This is a genomic window from Streptomyces sp. SP18BB07 (assembly GCF_036322545.1).
GTDB classification, from domain to species: Bacteria; Actinomycetota; Actinomycetes; order Streptomycetales; family Streptomycetaceae; genus Streptomyces; species Streptomyces deccanensis.
Window position 1 is genome coordinate 18074 of record NZ_JAQYWT010000212.1, and the last position, 20047, is coordinate 38120.

16 protein-coding genes are annotated in these 20047 nt (G+C 72.4%); 8 read left to right on the top strand and 8 right to left on the bottom strand.

Annotation, left to right across the window (positions count from 1 at the left end):
• Window positions 1-11 precede the first annotated feature (11 nt).
• Window positions 12-1028, top strand: coding sequence for a LacI family DNA-binding transcriptional regulator (locus PUR53_RS03065; protein WP_329907338.1), 1017 nt, complete (start codon window positions 12-14; stop codon window positions 1026-1028).
• 44 nt (window positions 1029-1072) lie between these two features.
• Here the strand turns inward: PUR53_RS03065 and PUR53_RS03070 are convergent, their stop codons facing one another.
• The 3 genes from PUR53_RS03070 to PUR53_RS03080 form a co-directional block, all read right to left on the bottom strand.
• Window positions 1073-1312 carry a hypothetical protein gene (locus PUR53_RS03070; protein ID WP_329907280.1) on the bottom strand — a complete coding sequence of 80 codons (240 nt, stop codon included), beginning with the start codon at window positions 1310-1312 and terminating at the stop codon, window positions 1073-1075.
• Between the two features lie 140 nt (window positions 1313-1452).
• A complete protein-coding gene (locus PUR53_RS03075) occupies window positions 1453-3906 on the bottom strand; it encodes a caspase, EACC1-associated type (RefSeq protein WP_329907281.1) in 2454 nt (817 codons plus the stop codon).
• Complete coding sequence (locus PUR53_RS03080) at window positions 3903-4271, bottom strand: effector-associated constant component EACC1 (RefSeq protein WP_329907282.1); 369 nt, start codon at window positions 4269-4271, stop codon at window positions 3903-3905. The genes PUR53_RS03075 and PUR53_RS03080 overlap by 4 nt, the downstream gene beginning before the upstream one ends.
• A gap of 154 nt (window positions 4272-4425) precedes the next feature.
• Between PUR53_RS03080 and PUR53_RS03085 the strand changes: the two genes are divergently transcribed.
• The 5 genes from PUR53_RS03085 (at window position 4426) to PUR53_RS03105 (ending at window position 11077) form a co-directional block, all read left to right on the top strand.
• Window positions 4426-5652, top strand: coding sequence for a sensor histidine kinase (locus PUR53_RS03085; RefSeq protein WP_329897121.1), 1227 nt, complete (start codon window positions 4426-4428; stop codon window positions 5650-5652).
• Complete coding sequence (locus tag PUR53_RS03090) at window positions 5649-6452, top strand: response regulator transcription factor (protein WP_329897122.1); 804 nt, start codon at window positions 5649-5651, stop codon at window positions 6450-6452. The genes PUR53_RS03085 and PUR53_RS03090 overlap by 4 nt, the downstream gene beginning before the upstream one ends.
• 93 nt (window positions 6453-6545) lie before the next feature.
• A complete protein-coding gene (locus PUR53_RS03095) occupies window positions 6546-7811 on the top strand; it encodes a serine hydrolase domain-containing protein (protein ID WP_329907283.1) in 1266 nt (421 codons plus the stop codon).
• A 269-nt stretch (window positions 7812-8080) separates the two neighbouring features.
• A complete protein-coding gene (locus PUR53_RS03100) occupies window positions 8081-8431 on the top strand; it encodes a hypothetical protein (protein ID WP_329897124.1) in 351 nt (116 codons plus the stop codon).
• 183 nt (window positions 8432-8614) lie between these two features.
• Complete coding sequence (locus PUR53_RS03105) at window positions 8615-11077, top strand: endonuclease/exonuclease/phosphatase family protein (RefSeq protein WP_329907339.1); 2463 nt, start codon at window positions 8615-8617, stop codon at window positions 11075-11077.
• A gap of 71 nt (window positions 11078-11148) precedes the next feature.
• Here PUR53_RS03105 and PUR53_RS03110 read toward each other — a convergent pair whose 3' ends face one another.
• The 4 genes from PUR53_RS03110 to PUR53_RS03125 all read right to left on the bottom strand — a co-directional run bounded on the left by PUR53_RS03110 (window position 11149) and on the right by PUR53_RS03125 (window position 13801).
• Window positions 11149-11622: a carboxymuconolactone decarboxylase family protein gene (locus PUR53_RS03110; RefSeq protein WP_329897126.1), complete on the bottom strand. Its 474-nt coding sequence runs from the start codon at window positions 11620-11622 to the stop codon at window positions 11149-11151.
• 113 nt (window positions 11623-11735) lie between these two features.
• Complete coding sequence (locus PUR53_RS03115) at window positions 11736-12557, bottom strand: hypothetical protein (protein WP_329897127.1); 822 nt, start codon at window positions 12555-12557, stop codon at window positions 11736-11738.
• 24 nt (window positions 12558-12581) lie between these two features.
• Window positions 12582-13115 carry an RNA polymerase sigma factor gene (locus PUR53_RS03120; protein WP_329897128.1) on the bottom strand — a complete coding sequence of 178 codons (534 nt, stop codon included), beginning with the start codon at window positions 13113-13115 and terminating at the stop codon, window positions 12582-12584.
• Window positions 13116-13282: 167 nt separating this feature from the next.
• Window positions 13283-13801, bottom strand: a complete 519-nt coding sequence (locus PUR53_RS03125) for a signal peptide protein (RefSeq protein WP_329907284.1) — start codon at window positions 13799-13801, stop codon at window positions 13283-13285.
• 250 nt (window positions 13802-14051) lie between these two features.
• Between PUR53_RS03125 and PUR53_RS03130 the strand changes: the two genes are divergently transcribed.
• Complete coding sequence (locus tag PUR53_RS03130; protein ID WP_329907286.1) at window positions 14052-15710, top strand: alpha/beta hydrolase; 1659 nt, start codon at window positions 14052-14054, stop codon at window positions 15708-15710.
• A 206-nt stretch (window positions 15711-15916) separates the two neighbouring features.
• Entirely contained in the window at window positions 15917-16945 is a 1029-nt protein-coding gene (locus PUR53_RS03135) for an ArsR/SmtB family transcription factor (RefSeq protein WP_329907287.1), read from the top strand.
• A 19-nt stretch (window positions 16946-16964) separates the two neighbouring features.
• Here PUR53_RS03135 and PUR53_RS03140 read toward each other — a convergent pair whose 3' ends face one another.
• Window positions 16965-19913 carry a SpoIIE family protein phosphatase gene (locus tag PUR53_RS03140; protein WP_329907289.1) on the bottom strand — a complete coding sequence of 983 codons (2949 nt, stop codon included), beginning with the start codon at window positions 19911-19913 and terminating at the stop codon, window positions 16965-16967.
• Between the last annotated feature and the right edge of the window lie 134 nt (window positions 19914-20047).

Below are 20047 nucleotides of genomic sequence, written 5' to 3' on the forward strand. Positions count from 1 at the left end.
AAGGGCCCTCCATGGGCGATGTCGCCCGGCTCGCCGGGGTCTCCGCCCAGACCGTCTCCCGGGTCTCCAACGGGTTCGCCGGCGTCAACGAGGACACCCGGCGCCAGGTCCTCGACGCCATGCGGGAGCTGGGCTACCGGCCCAACAGCGCGGCGCGCGCGCTGCGGCGCGGGGAGTTTCGCACGCTCGGCGTGATCACCTTCTCCCTCTCCACCCTCGGCAACATCCGCACGCTCGACGCCATCGCCACGTCCGCCGCGCGCGAGGGGTACGCCGTCACGCTGCTGCCCGTCGCCGTGCCGACGCAGGACGAGGTGAACGGGGCGTTCTCCCGGCTCGGGGAGCTGGCCGTGGACGCGGTGATCGTGATCATGGAGGTGCATCTGCTGGACGCGGCGACCGTGTCGGTGCCGCCCGGGGTGCAGGTCGTGGTCGCCGACTCCGACGCCGGGGACCGGTACACCGTCGTCGACACCGACCAGGCGGGGGGCGCGCGGGAGGCCGTACGGCATCTGCTGGAGCTGGGGCACGGGACCGTGTGGCACCTGGCCGGCCCCGAGGACTCCTTCGCGGCGCAGCGGCGGGCGAACGCGTGGCGGGCCACGCTCGCGGAGGCCGGAGTGCCGGACGCGCCGCCTCTCGTGCGGGGCGACTGGTCGGCCGAGTCCGGGTACCGGGCGGGGCTGCGGATCGCCGAGGAGGCGGACTGTACGGCCGTGTTCGTCGCGAACGATCAGATGGCGCTGGGGTTGTTGCGGGCGCTGAACGAGCGTGGGCGGCGGGTTCCCGAGGACGTGAGCGTCGTCGGGTTCGACGACATTCCCGAGGCCGCGTCCTTCCTGCCGCCCCTCACCACCGTCCACCAGGACTTCGCGGAGGTGGGGCGACTGTGCGTGGAGGGGGTGCTCCACAAGATGCGGGAGGGTGGGCAGGAGGACGAGGAGAGCCGAGAGCACGGGACGACGCTCGTGCCCACGCGGCTCGTACGGCGACGGAGTACGGCACCGCCGCCGACGCGTGGCCGCTGAGCGCTCGGCGGACGCTCAGCTCCCACCTGCCGCCCAACCGCCGCTCAGTGTCCGCCCGTTGTCGATGCCGGGCGCCGCTGTTCGGTCCCGGGGCCCGTGAGCTCGCCGTATGCCCTGTGCAGGCGGCCCAGTTCCCAGAGCAGGTAGCCGCTGGCGCCGGCGAACGGGAACCAGGTGCCCAGGTGGAAGACGAGGACCGGCATGTACAACAGGCCGACCAGGACGACGAACTTGAACAGGATGGCTGTGTAGGGCTCGTTGTGCGGTTCGTTGTGTTCGGCCATGATGTGCCCTCCCCTGCCATGGACCGGCGGTCAACGCGATCTCATGTACGGCCCCCCTGGCCTCTGCCTCGCCATGATGCCTCCGGGATGACGGCTTCGCGAGGGTCGGCGAAGGCTGCGCCACGTATCTTCACATCCGCTCAGTTCTTCTTCCGGGCGGACTGGCGGAGTTGTGCCATGTGGGTGTGACGGCGGCCGGCGTAGCGGGCTATCGCTTGGTCGAGGGCTTCGGGGGAGATCTCGATGCGGTAGTCCTCCAGGGTCAGGAGGCGCAGGCCGCCGTGGGTCTTCTGGGTGGGCAGCCACAGCGCCCGGGGGATGGTGGCTCCGTGGCGTGGCCACAGAACGAGGGCGTATTGCTCGGGGTCGGCACGTACGACGATGCCGATGCGGTCCACGTCGCCCCAGGGGATGTGGAGCTGGTGGCTGCCGAAGGCCTTGAGGGTCAGCCCGGCGGGGCGGACATGAACGTGGACGTGGTGGCGGCCGGTGAGGAAGTACGCGCAGAAGCCGAAGACGAAGAGGAATGCCAGCAGGTCCCCCAGGACGGGAAGCCAGTCGGGAGCCCGGTCCAGATCGGCCACCTGCCCGGTGAGCGCGAAGGGTGCGAAGAGCGCGGCGCCCACGAGTGCGGAGACACCGGCCGGCTGACGGCCACGGAACGTGAGACCTGCCCTCGGGGGAGCCGAGCGTCCGGGCGGCACCCGCAGCCATGCCTCGCCGGGCAGAGCGAGTTGGCTCTCGTCCGCGAAGCGTGCGAGCGCGGCCTCCAGACGGCTGCGGTCATGCGTGATCTCCGGGAGCGCACACAGGGTCAGGGCTCCCGGCGCCAGCTTCGGCAGGAGCATGCTCGTGCGGTCGATCCGGCCCTCCGGGCTCCCGACGGGCCGGATCACCAGGAGCCCGAAGTAACGAGCTCCCCTGGGCCAGTTCACGATGCCGATGTGCTCGATCTCCGACCAGGCGTAGGCGATCTCCAGCTCCCCCCGGGTCAGGAGCAGCCCTGCGGCGCCGACCCTCAGCCGTACGGGCCGGACGGCACGGGACCCGGCGAACCAGGCCGTGCCGAAGCACAGGGCGCACGTGACCAGCGGCATGGGCGTGGAGAGGATCTCCGCGGGCCGGACGAGCACGTGGAGCGGCACGGCGTCCCAGCCCAGGACCGCGCCGGCCACCGCCACTACCGCCAGCAGGCGGCGGTCGGCGGTGAAGACCCGTTCCGCCTGAGGGGCCCGAGCCGGATCGGCGGCTAGGTCGGCGCTCGGGGTCCATGCCGCGCCGGCGTACACGGCGAGCGCCGCCTCGACGGCCTCCGGAGTCGTTCGGAGCCTGCGTAGGTCCGCGAAACGGAGGGTGCCCTCGGCGTCGTCCTGGTGGGGGCCCGGGGTACGACGGCTCGCTGTCTGCGCATAGACGCCGGGCATGGGGCGGACCATCAGGTCGTAGCGAGGACCACGCAATCGGCTCGGCGGTCGCTGCCGTATCCATGCCCTGCTGACCCGGTGCCAGGGGTAGGAGAAGTGCTCCGACTCCCCATACTGCACTTCGACCCCGTCGGCACTCAGGACCAGCGAATAGCCGCCTGGATTTCGCTTTCCGAGGGCCGCGAGCACCAGCACGATGCCCAGGAGCGCGAGCACCCCGGCCCAATGCCGCCAGTCGGTCAGGTCGATGTCCTTGCCCTTGGCCGGCAGCAGCGGGACGCCCACCAGCAACAGGCCGAGGGAGAACGGCAGGCCGATACCCCAGTTGCGGAGGCGGTGGAAGACGAGGCTCGGCGCGAATCGGATCTCGCCGCTCGGAGGACGGACGTCCGGTGTTCCCTCCTCCTCGGGCCCGGTGACGTCCTCGACCGGCGACCCCGCCCCCCGGTTCCGCACCAACCCCAGCCGCGCATGCCCGTCCGAGCTCTGTTGGCGGGGCTGTGGGTAGCCGCGGCGGGTCAGGGACTTGGTGAGGGGGTCGTAGAGAGCGCTGAGGGTGAGGAGGTCGGGGCCGCCGGGGAGGCCGTCGCGGAGGTGGCGGATGAACTCGCCGGTGAAGGCGGTGTAGCGCTCGCCGACGGGGGCGTAGGAGGGGGCGTTCGCGGAGGACGTGAGGATGTAGGTGCCGCGGATGGTGAGGGTGGCGGACGGCTCGGGGCCGTTGCCCATGAGCGTGTCCAGGACCCGGCCGCTGTTGCAGCAGTCGAGGATCAGGATCTTGTTGGGGCACGGCGACGCTTCGAGGATCTCCCGGATCGCCTCGAACGGGATGGACGTCCACCGCAGATCGCTCTCGTCCGTGCCGGTCAGCGCCAGGTGGAGGGTCAGGTCGTCGTTGAGGACGCCGTGGCCGGAGAAGTACACCAGCAGAGTGTCGGTGGCGGTCATGGCCGCTTCCCGGATCGTCGCACAGACCGCGCGCGGGTCCGGGGCGTCCTGGACCACCTCGCAGCGCTCGCGCGGAAACCCGCCGGAATCCGACGTCAGCAGTTCCTGGAGGACCTCCAGGTTGTTGCGTACGGCGAGCAGGTCCGGCAGGTCGCTGTCGTACCGGGAGGTGCCGATGAGGACCGCGCGGGAACCCCGGGGGTCCGGCAGTCGGGTGGTCACGGCCGGCGGTGGTCGCGCAGCGCCGCGTCGAGGAGGGTGTGGGCGTCGTCGGCGGAGTCGGCGGTGACCTTGACGCTGCGGCCGTCGGGGAGGGTCAGCTCGACCGTGGCCGCCGCCCGCCTGGCCTTGAGCAGCGCCGGGAGCGAGCGTACGAGGGCGGTCACGGCACCGCTGCTGCCGATGGCTATCGCCAGCAGCTCGACACCGGATCCCATCTCGCCCTCTTCCGGGGCCCTGCTCACCAGGGTGACCCGGCCGCGCAGTTCGGGTTCGGCGACGAGGCCCCGGCGGAGGAGGGCGAGGGAGTCCCCGTCGGTGGAGGGGGTTGTGTCGTCGGTGAGCAGTCTCAGCGTTACGTCCAGCATGTCGTCCCCCGACCTGATGTGCCGATCACGTGCAGGACAGTGTGCAGTACGGGGAGGGGCCCGGCCCAGACCTCTGCGAATGGTGAGACATAGTCAGGTCGCCTGCTCGACACGGGAGTTGGGTGCGGCCGTTACGGTGGGGACCGTGGACGTCATGGGGGACACGCGGGGTTGGTGGGCACGGGGGCGGATGCTCGCGGAGCGGTATCCGTGGGTGGTTGATGTCGGGGTCGCGCTGTTGGTGCAGGGGGCCATGACGATGCCGTTCGTGGTGCCTCGGGCGGCGGGGCTGGCGCCGGCCACGTGGGCGGCGTACGGGCTGACCACGCTCACCGTGGTACCGCTGGTGTGGCGGCGGCGGGCTCCGCTCGCCGTGCTGCTGGCGATTCTGCTGGCCAGCATGGTCTACAAGGTGGCACTCGACGGGCCCGGGCAGCCGCTGCCGTACAACGGGCTTGTGATCGTCTATACGATCGCCGTCCTGTCACCGCCGTGGAAGCGGCTGGTCTGCGGGGTGCTGATGCTGATCGCCGTGCCCGTGGGGGTGTGGCTCAACACCCGGTCGGCGCGTGAACTGACCTTCTCCGCCTTCGTGTTCGCGGCCGCCTACGTCTTCGGGCGGCTCACCGACGCCCGTCAGCGCGCCCACCGGGTCGAGGCCGAGCGGGCCGCCGCCCGTGAACGGGCCCGGATCGCACGGGAGATGCACGACATCCTCTCCCACGCCGTCAGCCTGATGATCGTGCAGGCCGAAGCCGGGCCCGTGGCGGTGCGTACGGCGCCGGAGCGGGCCGAGGCCGCCTTCGACGCGATCTCCGAGACCGGGCGCGACGCCATGGTCCAGCTGCGGCGGATGCTCGGCCTCCTGCGCGACAGTGAGGGAGGAGGCCGTGAGGACGACGGAGAAGTGCGTGCGGCGTACGCGTCCGGGCTCGCTCCCCGCGCGCCTCAGCCCGGGGTCGGGGAGCTGCCCGCGCTGTTCGAGCGGGTGCGGGGCAGTGGGCTCGAGGTCCGGTACGAGGTGGTGGGGGCGGAGCGGGGGCTGCCGGCGGATGTCGGCGCGACCGTGTTCCGGGTCGTCCAGGAGGCGCTGACGAACACAGTCAGGCATGCGCGGGCCCGGACAGTCGACGTTCAACTTGCCTACCGTGGCGGCTACTTGCTCATTCGGGTCTGCGATGACGGGGTCGGGCCCCGGGCGGGATTCGGTGGCGGTGGGCACGGACTCGTCGGGGTGCGGGAGCGGGCCGCCGCGCACGGCGGTACGGCTGAGGTCGGGGCCGGGCCCGGTGGGCGCGGGTTCGAGGTGCGGGTGCGGATACCCGTGGCGGCCGGGGTGCCGGACGCGGCGGCGACGGTGACGGCGGAGGTGGGGCGTTGACCGGTCAGGCGATCCGGGTGGTCGTGGCCGACGACCAGGAGTTGGTGCGGAGCGGGTTCGCGTTGATCCTCGACGTGCAGCCGGACATCGAGGTCGTCGCGGAGGTGGGCGACGGGGCGGAGGCCGTCGAGGCGGTCCGGCGGTACGGGGCCGATGTCGCCCTGCTCGACATCCGGATGCCACGGATGGACGGGATCGAGGCGTGTCGGGCGATCAGCGCGGACGGCCCGGCGGGACCGGGCGAGCGTGGCACGAACGGGGAGCGCGGCGGTTGCCGGGTGGTCATGCTGACGACCTTCGACTCCGACGAGTACGTGTACGAGGCGCTGCACGCCGGGGCGAGCGGGTTTCTGCTCAAGGACGTCCGGCGGGACGATCTCGTGCATGCCGTGCGGGTGGTGGCGCGGGGCGACTCGTTGCTCGCGCCGTCCGTGGCCCGGCGGCTGGTCGAGCAGTACACGCGGCCCGCCCCCTCCGTCCTGCGCGCCCGGCGGCCCGACCCCCGGCTCGACGTGCTGACGGGGAGGGAGCGCGAGACTCTGTTGCTGCTGGCGCGAGGGCTGTCGAACGCCGAGATCGCCGCCGAACTGGTCGTCAGCGATCACACGGTCAAGACCCACGTCGGCAACGTGCTCGCCAAGCTCGGCCTCCGCGACCGTATCCAGGCGGTGATCTGCGCCTACGAGACGGGGCTGATCGCGGCGGGCGACGCGTCGCTCCCGGAGGCCACCGGCACCCCGCACGGGGGAGCCGGCCGGGCCTGGTCCTCCCCCGTGTCGGCGAGGAAACGGCGCCGCTGAGACCGCTCGCTCGGGCGATCCGCGCGAAGCCGCCGGTCAGGAGGATGAGGGCCAGGACAGCAACAACACCGGCCCGCATCCGAGGAGTTGACCATGCCGAGCACAAAGGGCGCGAAGAACACGGGGGACACGGGGAACACGGGGCACGCGAAGACCAGGGAGGGCGCCACGCGCACGCTGATCGCCGCCGCGCTCCTGCTGGGCGTGGCCGCTGGGCCCGCGGTCCTGCCCGCCACCGCGGCGACCGCGGCCTCCCCCAACGCCCCCGCCGCCCCCACGCAGTCGGAGGCACGGACGGACCCCGACCTCGCCGCCGCCATGGAGGCCGCCATCGCCGGGCTGCCCTCCACCGACGCGACCGCCGCGCTCGTGCGGGTCGGCGGGAGCGCGGGGGTGTGGCGCGGCAGCTCGGGCGTGCATGACCTCACCACCGGCCGGGCGGCCGATCCGAAGGCCCGCTTCCGTGCCGGGTCCGTGACCAAGGTGTTCACGGCCGCCGTGGTGCTGCGGCTGGCCGCCGAGGGGAAGGTCGACCTCGACCGGAGCGCCCGCTCGTATCTGCCGGAGCTGGTTCCGGCGTCGTACGGCGGTGTCACCGTCCGGCAGTTGCTCAACCACACGCACGGCATCCCGGCGCCCGACTTCCCGTGGACAACCGTCGAGGGGGCGTACGCGAACCGTTTCCGGATCCACGACCCCGAGGAGATGGTGCGGTCGGCGACGGCGAAGAAGCCGGAGTTCGCGCCGGGGGACGCGCAGCACTACCTCAACATCGGGTACACGGTCGCCGGGCTGATCATCGAGCGGGTGACGGGGGACTCGTACGAGGACCAGGTCGCGCGGCATGTGCTGAGGCCGCTCGGGCTGCGGGACACGTACTTCCCGGGGACCGATCCGCGCATCGTCGGCCCGCACAACCACGGGTACCAGCGGATGACGCTCGACGACGGGACGACCGGGCTGCGGGACGTGACCGTGTGGGGTGTCACGGACGGGTGGGCCGCCGGGGACATCGTCTCGACCACGGCGGATCTGGAGCGGTTCACGAAGGCCCTGTTCCGGGGGCGGGTCGTGCCGCGCGGGCCGCTGCTGGAGGAGATGTTCACCGTGCCGAAGGTGGACGACTTCACGACCGGCAGGCCTGCCGACTATGCCGTCGGGCTCGCCCGGAAGGTGCTGGGCGGGCGTGAGGTGTGGGGGAAGACGGGCGGTCGCTGGGGCTACAACAGCGCCATCGCCTCCACCCGCGACGGCTCCCGCACCCTCGTCTACAGCGTCAACTCCACCGACGCCAAGGGCAGCACCATGAACAAGGTGGCCGTGAACGTGATGGTGGCGGCTTACGGGATGCCGTCGTAGTGAGCCGGGGCGTGGCGGGCGTGGCGGGCGTGGCGGGCGACCGGGCCTGGCCGGAGGCGTGGCGTGGACTGGTCGGGTGCGGGTGCGGGTGCGGGTGCGGGTGCGGGTGCGGGTGCGGGTGCGGGTGCGTGGGGCTTCTCGCGCAGTTCCCCGCGCCCCTAAAAGGTCAGGCCCTGCGGGCCTGACCGGAAGCGCCGACGTGGAGAAGCGCGCGGGCGAGGGGCTCGGGCGGAGGTTTAGGGGCACCCGCGGAGTCCTAAGCTCCCGGCATGGAGCGATCCGAGATCATGCAGCGAGTCGTCGGGATTCTCACCGAGGCGGTCGAGGTGCGGCGGCAGGCCCGCGAGAACCCCGGTGTCGAGGTGGCGTTGACGGGGGCGGTCTCCGCGCTGCTCGTGGAGACCCTGCCCAAGATCGAGCTGCCCGCCGACGCCTCCGCCCAGGAGGCCGCGCACATCGTCACGGAGGCCCTGGCGCCCGCGATCGTGACCCTGGCCCGCTGTTTCTCCTACGCCTTCGCCCATCTCGCCGAGGTGCACGACGAAGGGCGGACCGACACGACCACGGCCGACGTGCTGCGGGCGCTGTCCCTCCAGTTCGCCCAGCGCGACGGGGAGTAGGGCGTTCGTTCCCGGGATTTAACCCACGGCCTCTTGGCGACTCCCCCTCTACGCGCGTAACTTGAGCCGACTCCCCCCACACCATCGCTTCGGCGTAACCGATGTCCGAGCCCGATGTCCGAGCCCGACAACCGGTACCCGATGCCCGAAGCCCGATGTACGAGGAGACCCTCAGCCGTGCCCATGCCCGACAGACCCGCAGGAAGCGGCGCCCGTGCGCGCCGCGTCGCCCGACCGCTGATATCCGTGGGCGCGGCCGGCGCCCTCGCGTTCGGCGTGCTCCCCGCCGCGTTCGCCGCGCCCTCGGCGAGCGCGGTGATCGGGGAGGTGTACGGCGGCGGAGGGAACTCGGGGGCGACCCTGGTCCGGGACTTCGTCGAGCTGGGGAACGCCGGTTCGGCCACCTATGACCTGGCGGGCTACAGCGTGCAGTACCTGCCGGGGTCGCCGTCCGCGTCCTCGCAGTGGCAGGTGACCACGCTGAGCGGGTCGATCGCGCCGGGCGGCCGGTATCTGATAGCCGAGGCGGCGGGCACCGGCGGGACGACCGCCCTGCCCACCGCCGACGCCACCGGGTCGATCGCGATGAGCGCGACGAGCGGGACGATCGCCCTGGTCGCCGGGACCACCGCGCTGACCTGCAAGACCGCCGCCGACTGCGCGGCGGACGGACGCGTCGTCGACCTCGTCGGGTACGGCAGCGCCGTCGTCCGGGAGGGCTCCGGCCCGGCGGCCGGCGCCTCCAACACCTCCTCCGTGGCCCGTGCCGCCTCCCTCGCGGACACCGACGACAACGCGGCCGACCTCGCGTCCAGCGCCCCGTCCCCGGTCAACTCGGCGGGTCAGACGCCGGGTTCGGGCGACGGAGACGGAGACGGGGACGGGGGCGGCGGTGGGTCCACCGAGCCCGGGCCCGTCCGCGTGCACGACATCCAGGGCACCACCCGACTGTCGCCGCTCACCGGGCAGACGGTCACCCGCGTTCCCGGCCTCGTGACCGGCGTACGCAAGTCCGGCTCGAAGGGCTACTGGATCCAGGACCCGCAGGCCGACGGCGACCCCCGGACGAGCGAGGGTGTCTTCGTCTACACCGGGTCGGCGGACCCGGCCGTCGCGGTCGGGGACTCGGTCCTCGTCAGCGGCAAGGTCACCGAGTACTACCCGAGCACCACCAGCCAGTCCGTCACCGAGATCACCGGGCCCACCGCGACTGTCCTGTCCGGCGGCAACGCGCTGCCGGCGGCCGTGACGCTGGACGCGGCGAGCGTGCCGGACGCGTACGTGCCCACGGCCGACGGCGGCAGCATCGACGCGCTGCCGCTCGAACCGGCCGTCTACGCCCTCGACTTCTACGAGGCGCTGGAGGGCTCGCGCGTGCAGGCCTCCGACACCCGAGTGGTCGGCGCGACGACCGAGTACGACGAGGTGTGGGTGACGGTGAAGCCGGAGGAGAGCCCGACGCCGCGCGGCGGCACGCTCTACTCCGCCTACGACCAGCCGAACACCGGCCGGATGAAGGTGATGTCGCTCGACACCGCCACCGCGTTCCCCGAGGCGAACGTGGGTGACGAGCTGTCCGGCACCACCAGCGGGCCGCTGGACTACTCCTCCTTCGGCGGCTACAACCTCCAGGCCACCCAGCTCGGCACGCTCGTCGAGGGCGGGCTGAAGGCCGAGCGGACCCGGCGGCAGAAGGGCGACGAGCTGGCGGTCGCCACGTACAACGTGGAGAACCTGGACGCGCTCGACGGCCAGGAGAAGTTCGACCGGCTCGCCGAGGGCGTCGCGGTCGGCCTCGCCTCGCCCGACATCGTCGCGCTGGAGGAGATCCAGGACGACAACGGGGCGACGAACGACGGGACGGTGACCTCCGAGGCCACGCTGACCCGGTTCACCGACGCCATCCGCGCGGCCGGCGGCCCCCGCTACCAGTGGCGTTACGTCGCCCCCGAGAACAACAAGGACGGCGGCGAGCCCGGCGGCAACATCCGCCAGGTGTTCCTGTTCAACCCCAAGCGGGTCTCCTTCACCGACCGCACCGGCGCCGAGGCCGCCACGCCCACCACGGCCACGAGCGTGGTGAAGACCCGCAAGGGCGCCCGGCTCACCTACTCCCCCGGCCGGATCGCCCCCACCAGCGACGCCTGGGACAGCAGCCGCAAGCCGCTCGTCGGTGAGTTCGTCTTCCACGGCGAGCAGGTCTTCGTCATCGCCAACCACTTCGGCTCCAAGGGCGGCGACCAGCCCCTGCACGGCCGCTACCAGGAGCCGACGCGCTCCTCCGAGGCCAAGCGCCACCAGCAGGCCGCCGAGGTCAACACCTTCGTCAAGGACCTGCTCACGGCCGACCGCAACGCCAAGGCCGTCGTCCTCGGCGACCTCAACGACTTCGAGTTCTCGGAGACGATGACCGCGCTCACCGCCGGCAAGGTCCTCAACCCGCTGATCAAGACGCTCCCGGCCGCCGAGCGCTACACCTACGTCTACGAGGGCAACTCGCAGACCCTGGACCACATCCTGACCAGCCCGGCCGTCACGCACTTCGACTACGACGTGGTGCACATCAACGCCGAGTTCGCCGACCAGGCGAGCGACCACGACCCGCAGATCGTGCGGATCGACGTGGGCAGGTGCCGCCGGAACTGACCCCCGGCGCGCCGAACCCCCGGACCGTTTTCATGGAACGGCCCGGGGGTTCGCTCATGTGCGGGGAGGCGTCAGCCGAACATGCCCACCTGGTAGTCGCCCGCCGGCTGCTGCACCATCACGTTCAGCCGGTTGAAGGTGTTGATGAGGGCGATCAGCGCCACCAGGGCGAGGAGTTGGTCCTCGTCGTAGTGCTTGGCCGCGTTCTCCCAGACCTCGTCGGGGACGCCGCCGGCCGCGTCGGCGATCCGGGTGCCCTGCTCGGTCAGCTCCAGCGCGGCACGCTCGGCGTCGGTGAAGACCTTGGCCTCGCGCCAGCCGGCCACCATGTGCAGCCGCTGGGCGGTCTCCCCGGCGTGCGCGGCCTCCTTGGTGTGCATGTCGAGGCAGTAACCGCAGCCGTTGATCTGGCTGGCCCGGATCTTCACCAACTCCTGGAGGGAGCGGGGCAGTCCGGTCTCGACGATCACCTTGTCGGCCCCGACGAGGTGCTTGACGAGCTTGCCGGTGACGGGGTTGGCGAGCATGTTCAGACGCGCTTCCATGGCGGGCTCCTTGTGCCGTCGTATGCGGTGACAACACAAGGACGGACCGACCCCGGGTGGATGTGACACGGATGCGTGTGACGCCCGTCACGTACCCGTCCGTCGTGTCACGGCTACGGCAGGTCCGGGCTCTTGATCGTGCGGGTCGTGCCGTCGGTGAAGGTGAGGGTGGTCGTGCCGGTGATGAGGCCGTCGGGGTCGCCCTCGGGCCACCAGGCGGTCCAGCGGCCGCCCTGGAGGGTGGCCTGGACGGTGTGGCCCTGTTCCTGGAGGGTGACCTTCTCGACGTCCGAACCGACGGATCCCACGGCGTAGTTGACCTGGCCGGAGCCCTCGCCCCGAGCGCCGTAGGTGTCCAGTTCGATGGCGTCGGCGGGGAGGTCGAGTGCCGGGGAGACGGCCATCGTGATCCCGGCGCCGTCCGAGGAGGCCAGGCAGTACACCGCGTCGCCGCCCCGGCTGACCACCATCGAGGCCACGCTGCCCCGGATGTCCGCGTTGCTGACGTCGGCGGGACCGGGGCCGTAGTCCTTCGTCATGTCCAGGCAGACCTTCTCGGCGGCCGAACCCTCCTCACCCGCCGACTCCAGGCTGCTGGGCGTGCCGGTCCAGCTCGCCAACTCGGCGGAGGACAGCGGGCCTTGGGAGCCGAAGCCGGGCAGGCCGGACAGTCCGCCGGTGGCGGTCACCAGGGCGAGGCCCGCCGCGAGGGTGCCGGCCACGGTGAAGGAGACACTGCGGACCAGCGGTCGGCGGGAGCCGGGGCGCACCGAGCGGCCGGGCGGCTCGGTGTCGGCCAGGACGGTGCGCAGCAGGGTCTCCTCGCGGTCGATCTCGGCGGCGGTCGGCTCGGTGCGGGGCGCGGCGTCGAGAGGGCCGAGGCGGGCGAGCAGGGTGTCGTGCGTGGCCGGGGTGTCGTGCGTGTTCTTGTTCATGTCTCGGGGCTCCTGTTCGGAAGGTCAGAACGTCGTGGCGAGGGCGGGCGCGCCGACCGTGGCCGTGCCGAGGCGGGCGGCGAGGCGGCGCTTGGCCCGGGTCAGGCGCATGGCGTACGCGGCGCGGGTGCAGCCGAGGACCTTGGCGGCGTCCTTGGCGGACAACTGCTCCCACACCTGGAGGGCCAGGACCTCCTGGTCGGCCGGGGTGAGCGCCTGCCAGGCGGCGGCGAGGTCCATCCGGCCGTCCACCAGCGCGGCCGGGTCGGCGGCCCGGGTGTGACCGCCGGTCTCGGCGGCCTGCTGGACGCGGACGGCGAGCGCTGTGTGCCGGCGCATGCCCCGGCTGTCGTTGAGCATCACCTTGCGGGCGGTGCCGAACAGCCAGGGCCGGGGGTCGTCGGGGAGTTCACGGCGCCTGCGCCACGCCGCGAGGAAGGTCTCGCCCACGATGTCGTCGACGTTCATGGGATGGGCGCGACGGCGTACGAACCTCAGCACGTCCGCGTAGTGGGCCCGGTACACGTCCGTGAACTGGGCCTCGGTATCGATGGGCATGGCTTCCTTCCGTAGCTTCTGCCCCTACGTGTCCACGACGGCCACAGGTGCAACAGGAGAGTGTGGAACGGATGTTGACCGCCCGTACGGACCAGGACGCACGAAGGGCCGGGCCCCGCTGCGGAGAGCGGGGTCCGGCCCGGTCGTGGGCGGTGCGGAGGACGCGGTCAGTAGAGGGCGACCCTCGGGTGGACCGTGCCCAGGTCCGTGCCCTCGGCCGCCGGGTCGGTCACCGTGACGCGGTAGACCTCGGTGAGGGTGGCGCCCGCCGGCAGCGTGCGCCGGGCGGTGGTCAGGTCGGTGAAGAGGGTGCCGGTCTGGCTGCCGAGGTCGACGGCCTTCCAGCAGCCCCCTGCGGTACGGCGCTCGACCCGGACATCGGACGGGTCGAGGAACGGGCCGGCGTCCGGCGACTCCACGAGAAGCTGCGGGGCGACGGTCCGGTCGGCGCCGGAGTCGTTGCGGTAGGTGACGGTGACCTCGTGGCTCTCGCCGTCCGCCGTGAGCGGGCTGGTGGCGAGGTCGACGAAGTCGACGGGTATGGACGACGTCTGCCCGTCCGTGGACACGGTGGTGGTGGCGGGCTGCGGCGCGGCCGCTGCGGCGGGCCCCGCGAGGGCGAGACCGGCGGCGGCGACCGCCACGGCGAGGAGGGCGACCCTCAGACGGCTGTTCCTGGATGACACGTGCGCGGTTCCTTCGTGATCGTGGGGGGTCCGGCCGGGCCCATCACTGGATCACCGGCCAGGGACGCCACCAAGAGTACGAAGCGTTGATCGAAGACGGTAACTACCGCCGGGTAGTGGAGAGATTGGATGGAAACTCAGCCATGACGGCACCTCTCTGGCCTTTTTCCCCTCTCTTCAGTTAGACAGTCACCAACCCCACACCGACCAGTGGGGACTTGGGGATTCTGACCGCTCAGGGGGACACACCATGCCCACGCACCACCACACACCGAGACGTTCCTCGCGTCTCAGACTCGTCGGCGCCGCCGTGACCGCGCTCGTGCTCGCGGCGACGGGGACCGCGACCCAGGCGATGGCCGCGCAGAGCACGACGCAGAAGCCGATGTCGGCGAAGACCCCGCCGCCGCCCGTGCCCACGCTCGCCTGGACCGACTGCCAGGGCGGCTTCGAGTGCGCCAACGCGGACGTCCCGCTGGACTACCGGGAGCCGCAGGGCAAGAAGATCACGCTCGCGGTCGTCCGCAAGAAGGCCGCCGACCCGGCGAAGCGCAAGGGCACGCTCTTCATGCAGCCCGGCGGACCCGGCAACTCCGGCGTGGACTTCGTCCGCAACAACTACGCCGGCCTCCCGGCCGCCCTGCGCGAGTCCTTCGACGTCTTCGGCTACGACGTCCGTGGCGTCGGCCGCAGTTCGGCGCTCACCTGCTTCGACGACGCCCGCTACAGCAAGGCCGTCACCGACGCCAAGGGCGTCCCCGGGCCGGACGCCTTCGGCCCGGCGCTGCGTGAGGCCGCCGAGTTCAACCAGGCCTGCCTCGACAACTCGGGCGGCCTGCTGCCGTACGTCGGCACGGAGTACGTCGCCCGCGACATCGACCTGCTGCGCCAGGCTCTCGGCGAGGAGCAACTGACGTACTACGGCCGGTCGTTCGGCGCGTACATCGGCACCGTCTACGCGGCGATGTTCCCGAAGCGGGTGCGGGCGCTGACCCTCGACGGGGCCTACGACCCGTACAAGTACGCCTACCGCCCCTACGCGTACGACCGGGCCCAGTACCAGGCGCTGGACGGTTCGATGAGCCGCTTCCTCGACTGGTGTGCCTCCGACCCGGCGATCTGCGGCTTCGGCGACGGCGACCCGCGCGCGGCGTTCGAGCAGCTGAAGAAGGACCTCGACGCCAACCCCGTCACCACGGCGAGCGGCGGCAAGGCCAACGGCTACACCCTGGTCTACCGGCTGATGTTCAACATCAACGAGGGCAAGGTCATCTGGCCCTCCCTCGGCGCGGCGCTGAAGAAGGCGCAGCTGCGGGACAACACCTCGTTCCTGCTGCGGCCGCCGTCCCCGGCGAGCTTCGACTTCCTCGGCCCGAACGTGGTCGTGGAGTGCGTCGACAAGGAGTACCCGAAGAGCCTGCGCAAGCTGGAGCGGAACGTCACGGCCAACGCGAAGGACGCGCCGCTGCTGGGCCCGGCCATGGCGTTCGGTCCGCCGACCTACGACCACCAGCACGCCACCGCGTGCGTCCAGTGGCCCGCCGAGAAGGTCAGCCGCTACGAAGGCTCCTTCCGGGCCAAGGGCTCGGCCCCGATCCTGGTCCTCGGCACCACCGGTGACCCGGACACCCCGTACCAGGACGCGGTCGCGCTGTCCCGGCAGCTGGACAACGCCTCGCTGCTGACGTTCGACGCCGAGGGCCACACCGCGTTCGGCCGCAGCCGCTGCGCGACGGACGCCGTCGTCGGCTACCTGGTCGACCTGACGGTCCCGGCCTCGGGCACCACCTGCGCGGACGAGACCCAGCCGCCGTCCTCGACGCCGAAGACGGCGCCGCCCGGCACGACCCTGGGCGAACTGCGCAACGGCGTCAACGAGCGCGTCGAGCGCATGGACGCCGCGAGCTGACCGGATCGGTGACGGGCTCGGTGACCGACACGGTGACCGGATCGCCGACCTGCTCGACCCCATGGGCCCACGGCTCCATGGGCTGACCGACCGACACGAACCCCGGGGCGCCCGCCCCTCAACTCACGGCGAGCGCCCCGGGGTTCCGCATGTCTGCGACACGTCCGCGGCACGTCGCGCCGCACGGATCTGGGGGGAGCGGGCCGGTGGGGCTGCGGATCCACTTCACGTACGACGACCTGGCCAGGGTGGTCCTGGCCGAGGAACCCGACCCGCTGTGGGAGGGGCTGCTCAGCCTGCACCTGCTGCAGAACCGGGACGGCGCCCTCGTCTTCGGCCGCTGGCGCCGGGCGTCGCGCGGCCACTTCGACCCGGAGCTGCCGAGGCTGCGCCATCTCGCCCCGCCGCGCGGCTACTCGGCGGACTTCCTCACCCCGGCCGGGGCGGCCGGAGGCTTCGAGGCGGGCCTCGACGCGATGCTCGCCACCCCCCGCGCCCGGCTGCGGACCGACCTGACCGAGCTGTCCCTCGCCCGCCCGCTGCCGGGCTGGGCCGGACCGCTCGCCGACGGCGACACCCAGGCCCTGCGGGGGCTCGCCGGTCTGGTCCGCCGCCATCACGAGCGGTTCGTCGCCCCGTACTGGACCCATGTCCGGGCCCGCTTCGACGACGCCAGGTCCGTCGCGGCCAGGGCCCTGCTGCGGTCCGGCTTCTCCGGTCTCGCGGCGGGGCTGCACCCCAGTCTGCGCTGGTCGGCGCCGGTGCTGCACATCGCGGGCCCACACATCCAGGGCGACCTGCACCTCGACGGGCGCGGGCTGCGGATCATCCCCTCCTTCTTCTGCTGGCCCGGCCCGATCGTGCTGAAGGACGGCTCGCTGCCGCCGGTGCTCGTGCACCCGGTGACCCACGACCCGCGCTGGCTGGCACCGCCGCCCGACGCGCCCGGCACGCACCAGGCCCTTGCCGCGCTGCTCGGCCGGGCGCGGGCCGCCGTGCTGGAGGAGGTGGCCGACGGCCGCACCACGAGCGAGGTGGCGGCCCGGGTGGGGCTCAGCCCGGCGACCGTCAGCCACCATGTGGCCGTGCTCCGGGAGTCGGGGCTGCTGACCAGCCGGCGGATCGGCGGTGCCGTGCTGCACACCGTCACCGCCCTGGGTGTCGACCTCCTCGAAGGCGGCACGACCTGCGGCATCCGACCACGCGCGAGGACCCTGACACGGGCCGAACGGTGACGGTGGCCATGGAGCCCGTCTACTCCTTCCGCACCTGCTGATCGAGGGAACTGTCGCCGTCCAGGTCGTCGAAGGGCAGCGCGTCCAGGTCGCCGTCGAAGTCGGCGGGGACCAGGAGCGAGAGCTCCGGCGGCCCGGACGGCGGCGTGGGCCGGGGGTCGGGGCCGGTGAGGGACTGCTCGGTCCAGATGCACTTGCCGGTGGCCGTGTAGCGGGTGCCCCAGCGCTGGGAGAGCGCGGTGATCAGCTGCAGTCCCCGGCCGCCCTCGTCGGTGTCGCCGGCCCTGCGGATGCGGGGCATGGTGAGACTGCCGTCGAAGACCTCGCAGACCAGCGCGGAGCCGTGCAGGAGCCGCAGCCGGACGGGGCCCCTGGCGTGCCGTACGACGTTGCCGACGAGTTCGCTGGCGAGGAGTTCGGTGGTGGGCGCCAGCTCGTCCAGGCCCCAGGCGGCGAGCTGTTCGCGGACGTGGCGTCGGGCCTGCCCCGCGGCCCTCGGGTCGTCGAGGAGGGACCAGGAGGCCATCCGGTCGTCGGTGAGCGCGTGCAGCCGGGCGACGAGGAGGGCCGCGTCGTCGGCCGCCGCCTGCTCGGGCGGCAGCAGGCCGTGGGTGAGGGTGTCGCAGAGGCGCTCCAGATCGGCGGCGGTGCCGTCCTCGTGGGCGGTGCGCAGCAGGCGGGCCAGATCGGCCATGCCGTCGTCGATGCCGCGTTTCGCCGACTCCACCAGCCCGTCGGTGTAGAGCACCAGCAGACTGCCCTCGGGCACGCTCAACTCGACTGTCTCGAAGGGCGGTTCGGCCGCGCCGAGCGGCGGGTCGGCGGTCCACTGGGGAAAGCGCACGGTGCCGTCGGGGAGGACCACGGCCGGTGGCGGATGCCCGGCCCGGACGAGGGAGCAGACCTGGGTGGTGGAGTCGTAGAGGGCGTACAGGCAGGTGGCGTACGAGTCCTCGCCCATGGAGCCGACGATGTCGTTGAGGTGGCCCATGATCTCGTCGGGGGGCAGTTCGAGGTCGGCGAGGGTGTGCACGGCCGTGCGGAGGCGGCCCATGGTGGCGGCCTCGGACAGGCCGTGGCCCATGACGTCGCCGACGACGAGGGCGACCTGTCCGCTGGAGAGCGGGATGACGTCGTACCAGTCGCCCCCGACGTCCATGCCCTGCCCGGCCGGCAGATAGCGGGCGGCCGACGCGCAGGCGGCGAGAGTCGGCAAGTCCTGGGGGAGCAGCGCGCGCTGGAGTTCGCGGGACCGGGTGAGTTCGAGGTCGTAGAGGCGGGCGCGTTCCAGGGACTGCGCGAAGAGGGCGCTGATGGCGGTGAGGAGGGTGCGTTCCTCGTCGGTGAGGCGGCGCGGCCGGTCGAAGGAGACGACGCACACCCCGAAGGTGTGGTCGGACGCGGTCAACGGCAGGAACGCCCAGGCCTGTTTGCCCGCGCGGGCGGGCAGGTCGGCGTGCTGGGGCACGTAGGCGGCGTACTCCTGCGGTGAGGAGATGAAGATCGGGGTGCCGGTGTCGATGGCGTCCCAGGCCGGGCCGTACGGTCTCCTGGTGCGGTGGTCGACGAGGTCGATGAAGTCGGGCGCGTAGCCGACGGCGCCGACGGTGTGGAGCCGGCCGTTCTCCACGGCCTGGACGAGGAGGCCGCTGGCGGCGAACGGCGGCAGCACCCGCGAGGCGACCGCGTCGACGACGTCCTGCGAGGTGGTCGCCTTGGCGAGCGCGGCGGTCAACGCGGCGATGCGGTGGGCCCGTTCGGAGGCCGCGCGCTCCGCCTCGCGGCGCTCCTCCTCGTGCCGGCGTAGCTCGGTGACGTCGGTGAAGTAGATGGTGCGGCCGTCGGGTCCGGGGACCAGCCGCAGGTGGTAGACGCGGTCGCGGCCCGGCACATGGACGTCGAACCCGGCGGGCTTCTCCTCGGCCGCCGCCGCCCGGCAGCGGCTCTCCAGGCAGGGCGTCTCGCGCACGGACGGCAGGTCCCACAGGTGCCGTCCGCACAGCTCCTCCTCGGAGAGACCGAGGGTGCGTTCCGCCACCAGGTTGGCGAAGGTGATCCGCCAGTCGTCGTCGACGGCGAGGAAGCCGTCGCTCATGTGCCGCAGGGCCCGGCCGACCGCGTCCCGGGCGGAGCGCGCCTCGTCGCTCTCCCAGCCGACGCCGATGAACCGGTCGGGCGCGCCGTCCTCGTCGTAGGTGGCCCGGCCGCGGGCCCGGGTCCAGCCCCAGGTGCCGTCGAGGCGCCGTACGCGGTACTCCGCCTCGTACACGGTGTGGTCGCGGATCGCCCGCTCGGCGGCGGCCAGGGTGGGCGGGAGGTCGTCGGGGTGGACGATCCGCATCCAGTTCTCGATCTTGCCGGTGAACTCGGCCGGCCGAGTGCCGTAGAGGTGCAGGGCGGCCTCGTCCCAGATCAGGTCGCCGCTTCGGATGTCCCAGTCCCAGGAGCCGACGCTGACCTCCTTCAGCGCCTGCCGCAGCCGCTCGGCGTCCGGTTCGGCCCGCGCGGGGCCGGTCGGCGGGGACGCCTGGGCCATGCGGTCCTCGGTCCAGTCGACGACGGCCCGCAGGAAGTCCCATTGCAGGCCGGTGGGTTCGCCCCGGTCGCCGGTGAGGACGGTGAGCGCGCCGACCGTGCGCTCGCGGCCGGAGACGGGTAACGCGGCGAGCCCGGTACCGGGCCAGGCGAGGGCCATGGAGCCCAGCGGGGACCATGTCCCGCTGCCCTGGTGCAGGGCGCGGGCCGGGGGCAGCGGGCCCTCCTGGTCGATGATCTCCCAGGGGCGGGTCAGAGCGGGCGGGAGGCCGGTGACCGACACCAGACGCAGGGCCGACATGGGGCCCCTGAGGTGCATCATCGCCCCGAGCGCGCCGAGTTCGCCGACCGCGTGCTGGAGCGCCAGCCGGAAGATCTCGCTCTCCGCGACACCCGGATCCACCGTGCTGAGCAGGGCCAGCCGTGCGTTCATAGGGCAGACCCTAACGTTCTACTCACACGTAAGGCAGTCCGCCACAGGAATTCCACAGTGACTCCCCGATGCCGCGCCCGCGTTCCGGCTCGCTTCTCAACGTCACTACTCACAAGCAGAGTTGACGGTCACTC

Bases quoted from the DNA above. Each gene is read 5' to 3' on its own strand.
- PUR53_RS03110 (WP_329897126.1), bottom strand. From the start codon at position 11,622: ATGGAAGCGCGTCTGAACATGCTCGCCAACCCCGTCACCGGCAAGCTC.
- PUR53_RS03120 (WP_329897128.1), bottom strand. From the start codon at position 13,115: ATGCCCATCGATACCGAGGCCCAGTTCACGGACGTGTACCGGGCCCAC.
- PUR53_RS03105 (WP_329907339.1), top strand. From the start codon at position 8,615: ATGCCCGACAGACCCGCAGGAAGCGGCGCCCGTGCGCGCCGCGTCGCC.
- PUR53_RS03070 (WP_329907280.1), bottom strand. From the start codon at position 1,312: ATGGCCGAACACAACGAACCGCACAACGAGCCCTACACAGCCATCCTG.
- PUR53_RS03115 (WP_329897127.1), bottom strand. From the start codon at position 12,557: ATGAACAAGAACACGCACGACACCCCGGCCACGCACGACACCCTGCTC.
- PUR53_RS03080 (WP_329907282.1), bottom strand. From the start codon at position 4,271: ATGCTGGACGTAACGCTGAGACTGCTCACCGACGACACAACCCCCTCC.
- PUR53_RS03130 (WP_329907286.1), top strand. From the start codon at position 14,052: ATGCCCACGCACCACCACACACCGAGACGTTCCTCGCGTCTCAGACTC.
- PUR53_RS03095 (WP_329907283.1), top strand. From the start codon at position 6,546: ATGCCGAGCACAAAGGGCGCGAAGAACACGGGGGACACGGGGAACACG.
- PUR53_RS03140 (WP_329907289.1), bottom strand. From the start codon at position 19,913: ATGAACGCACGGCTGGCCCTGCTCAGCACGGTGGATCCGGGTGTCGCG.
- PUR53_RS03065 (WP_329907338.1), top strand. From the start codon at position 12: ATGGGCGATGTCGCCCGGCTCGCCGGGGTCTCCGCCCAGACCGTCTCC.
- PUR53_RS03085 (WP_329897121.1), top strand. From the start codon at position 4,426: ATGGGGGACACGCGGGGTTGGTGGGCACGGGGGCGGATGCTCGCGGAG.
- PUR53_RS03100 (WP_329897124.1), top strand. From the start codon at position 8,081: ATGGAGCGATCCGAGATCATGCAGCGAGTCGTCGGGATTCTCACCGAG.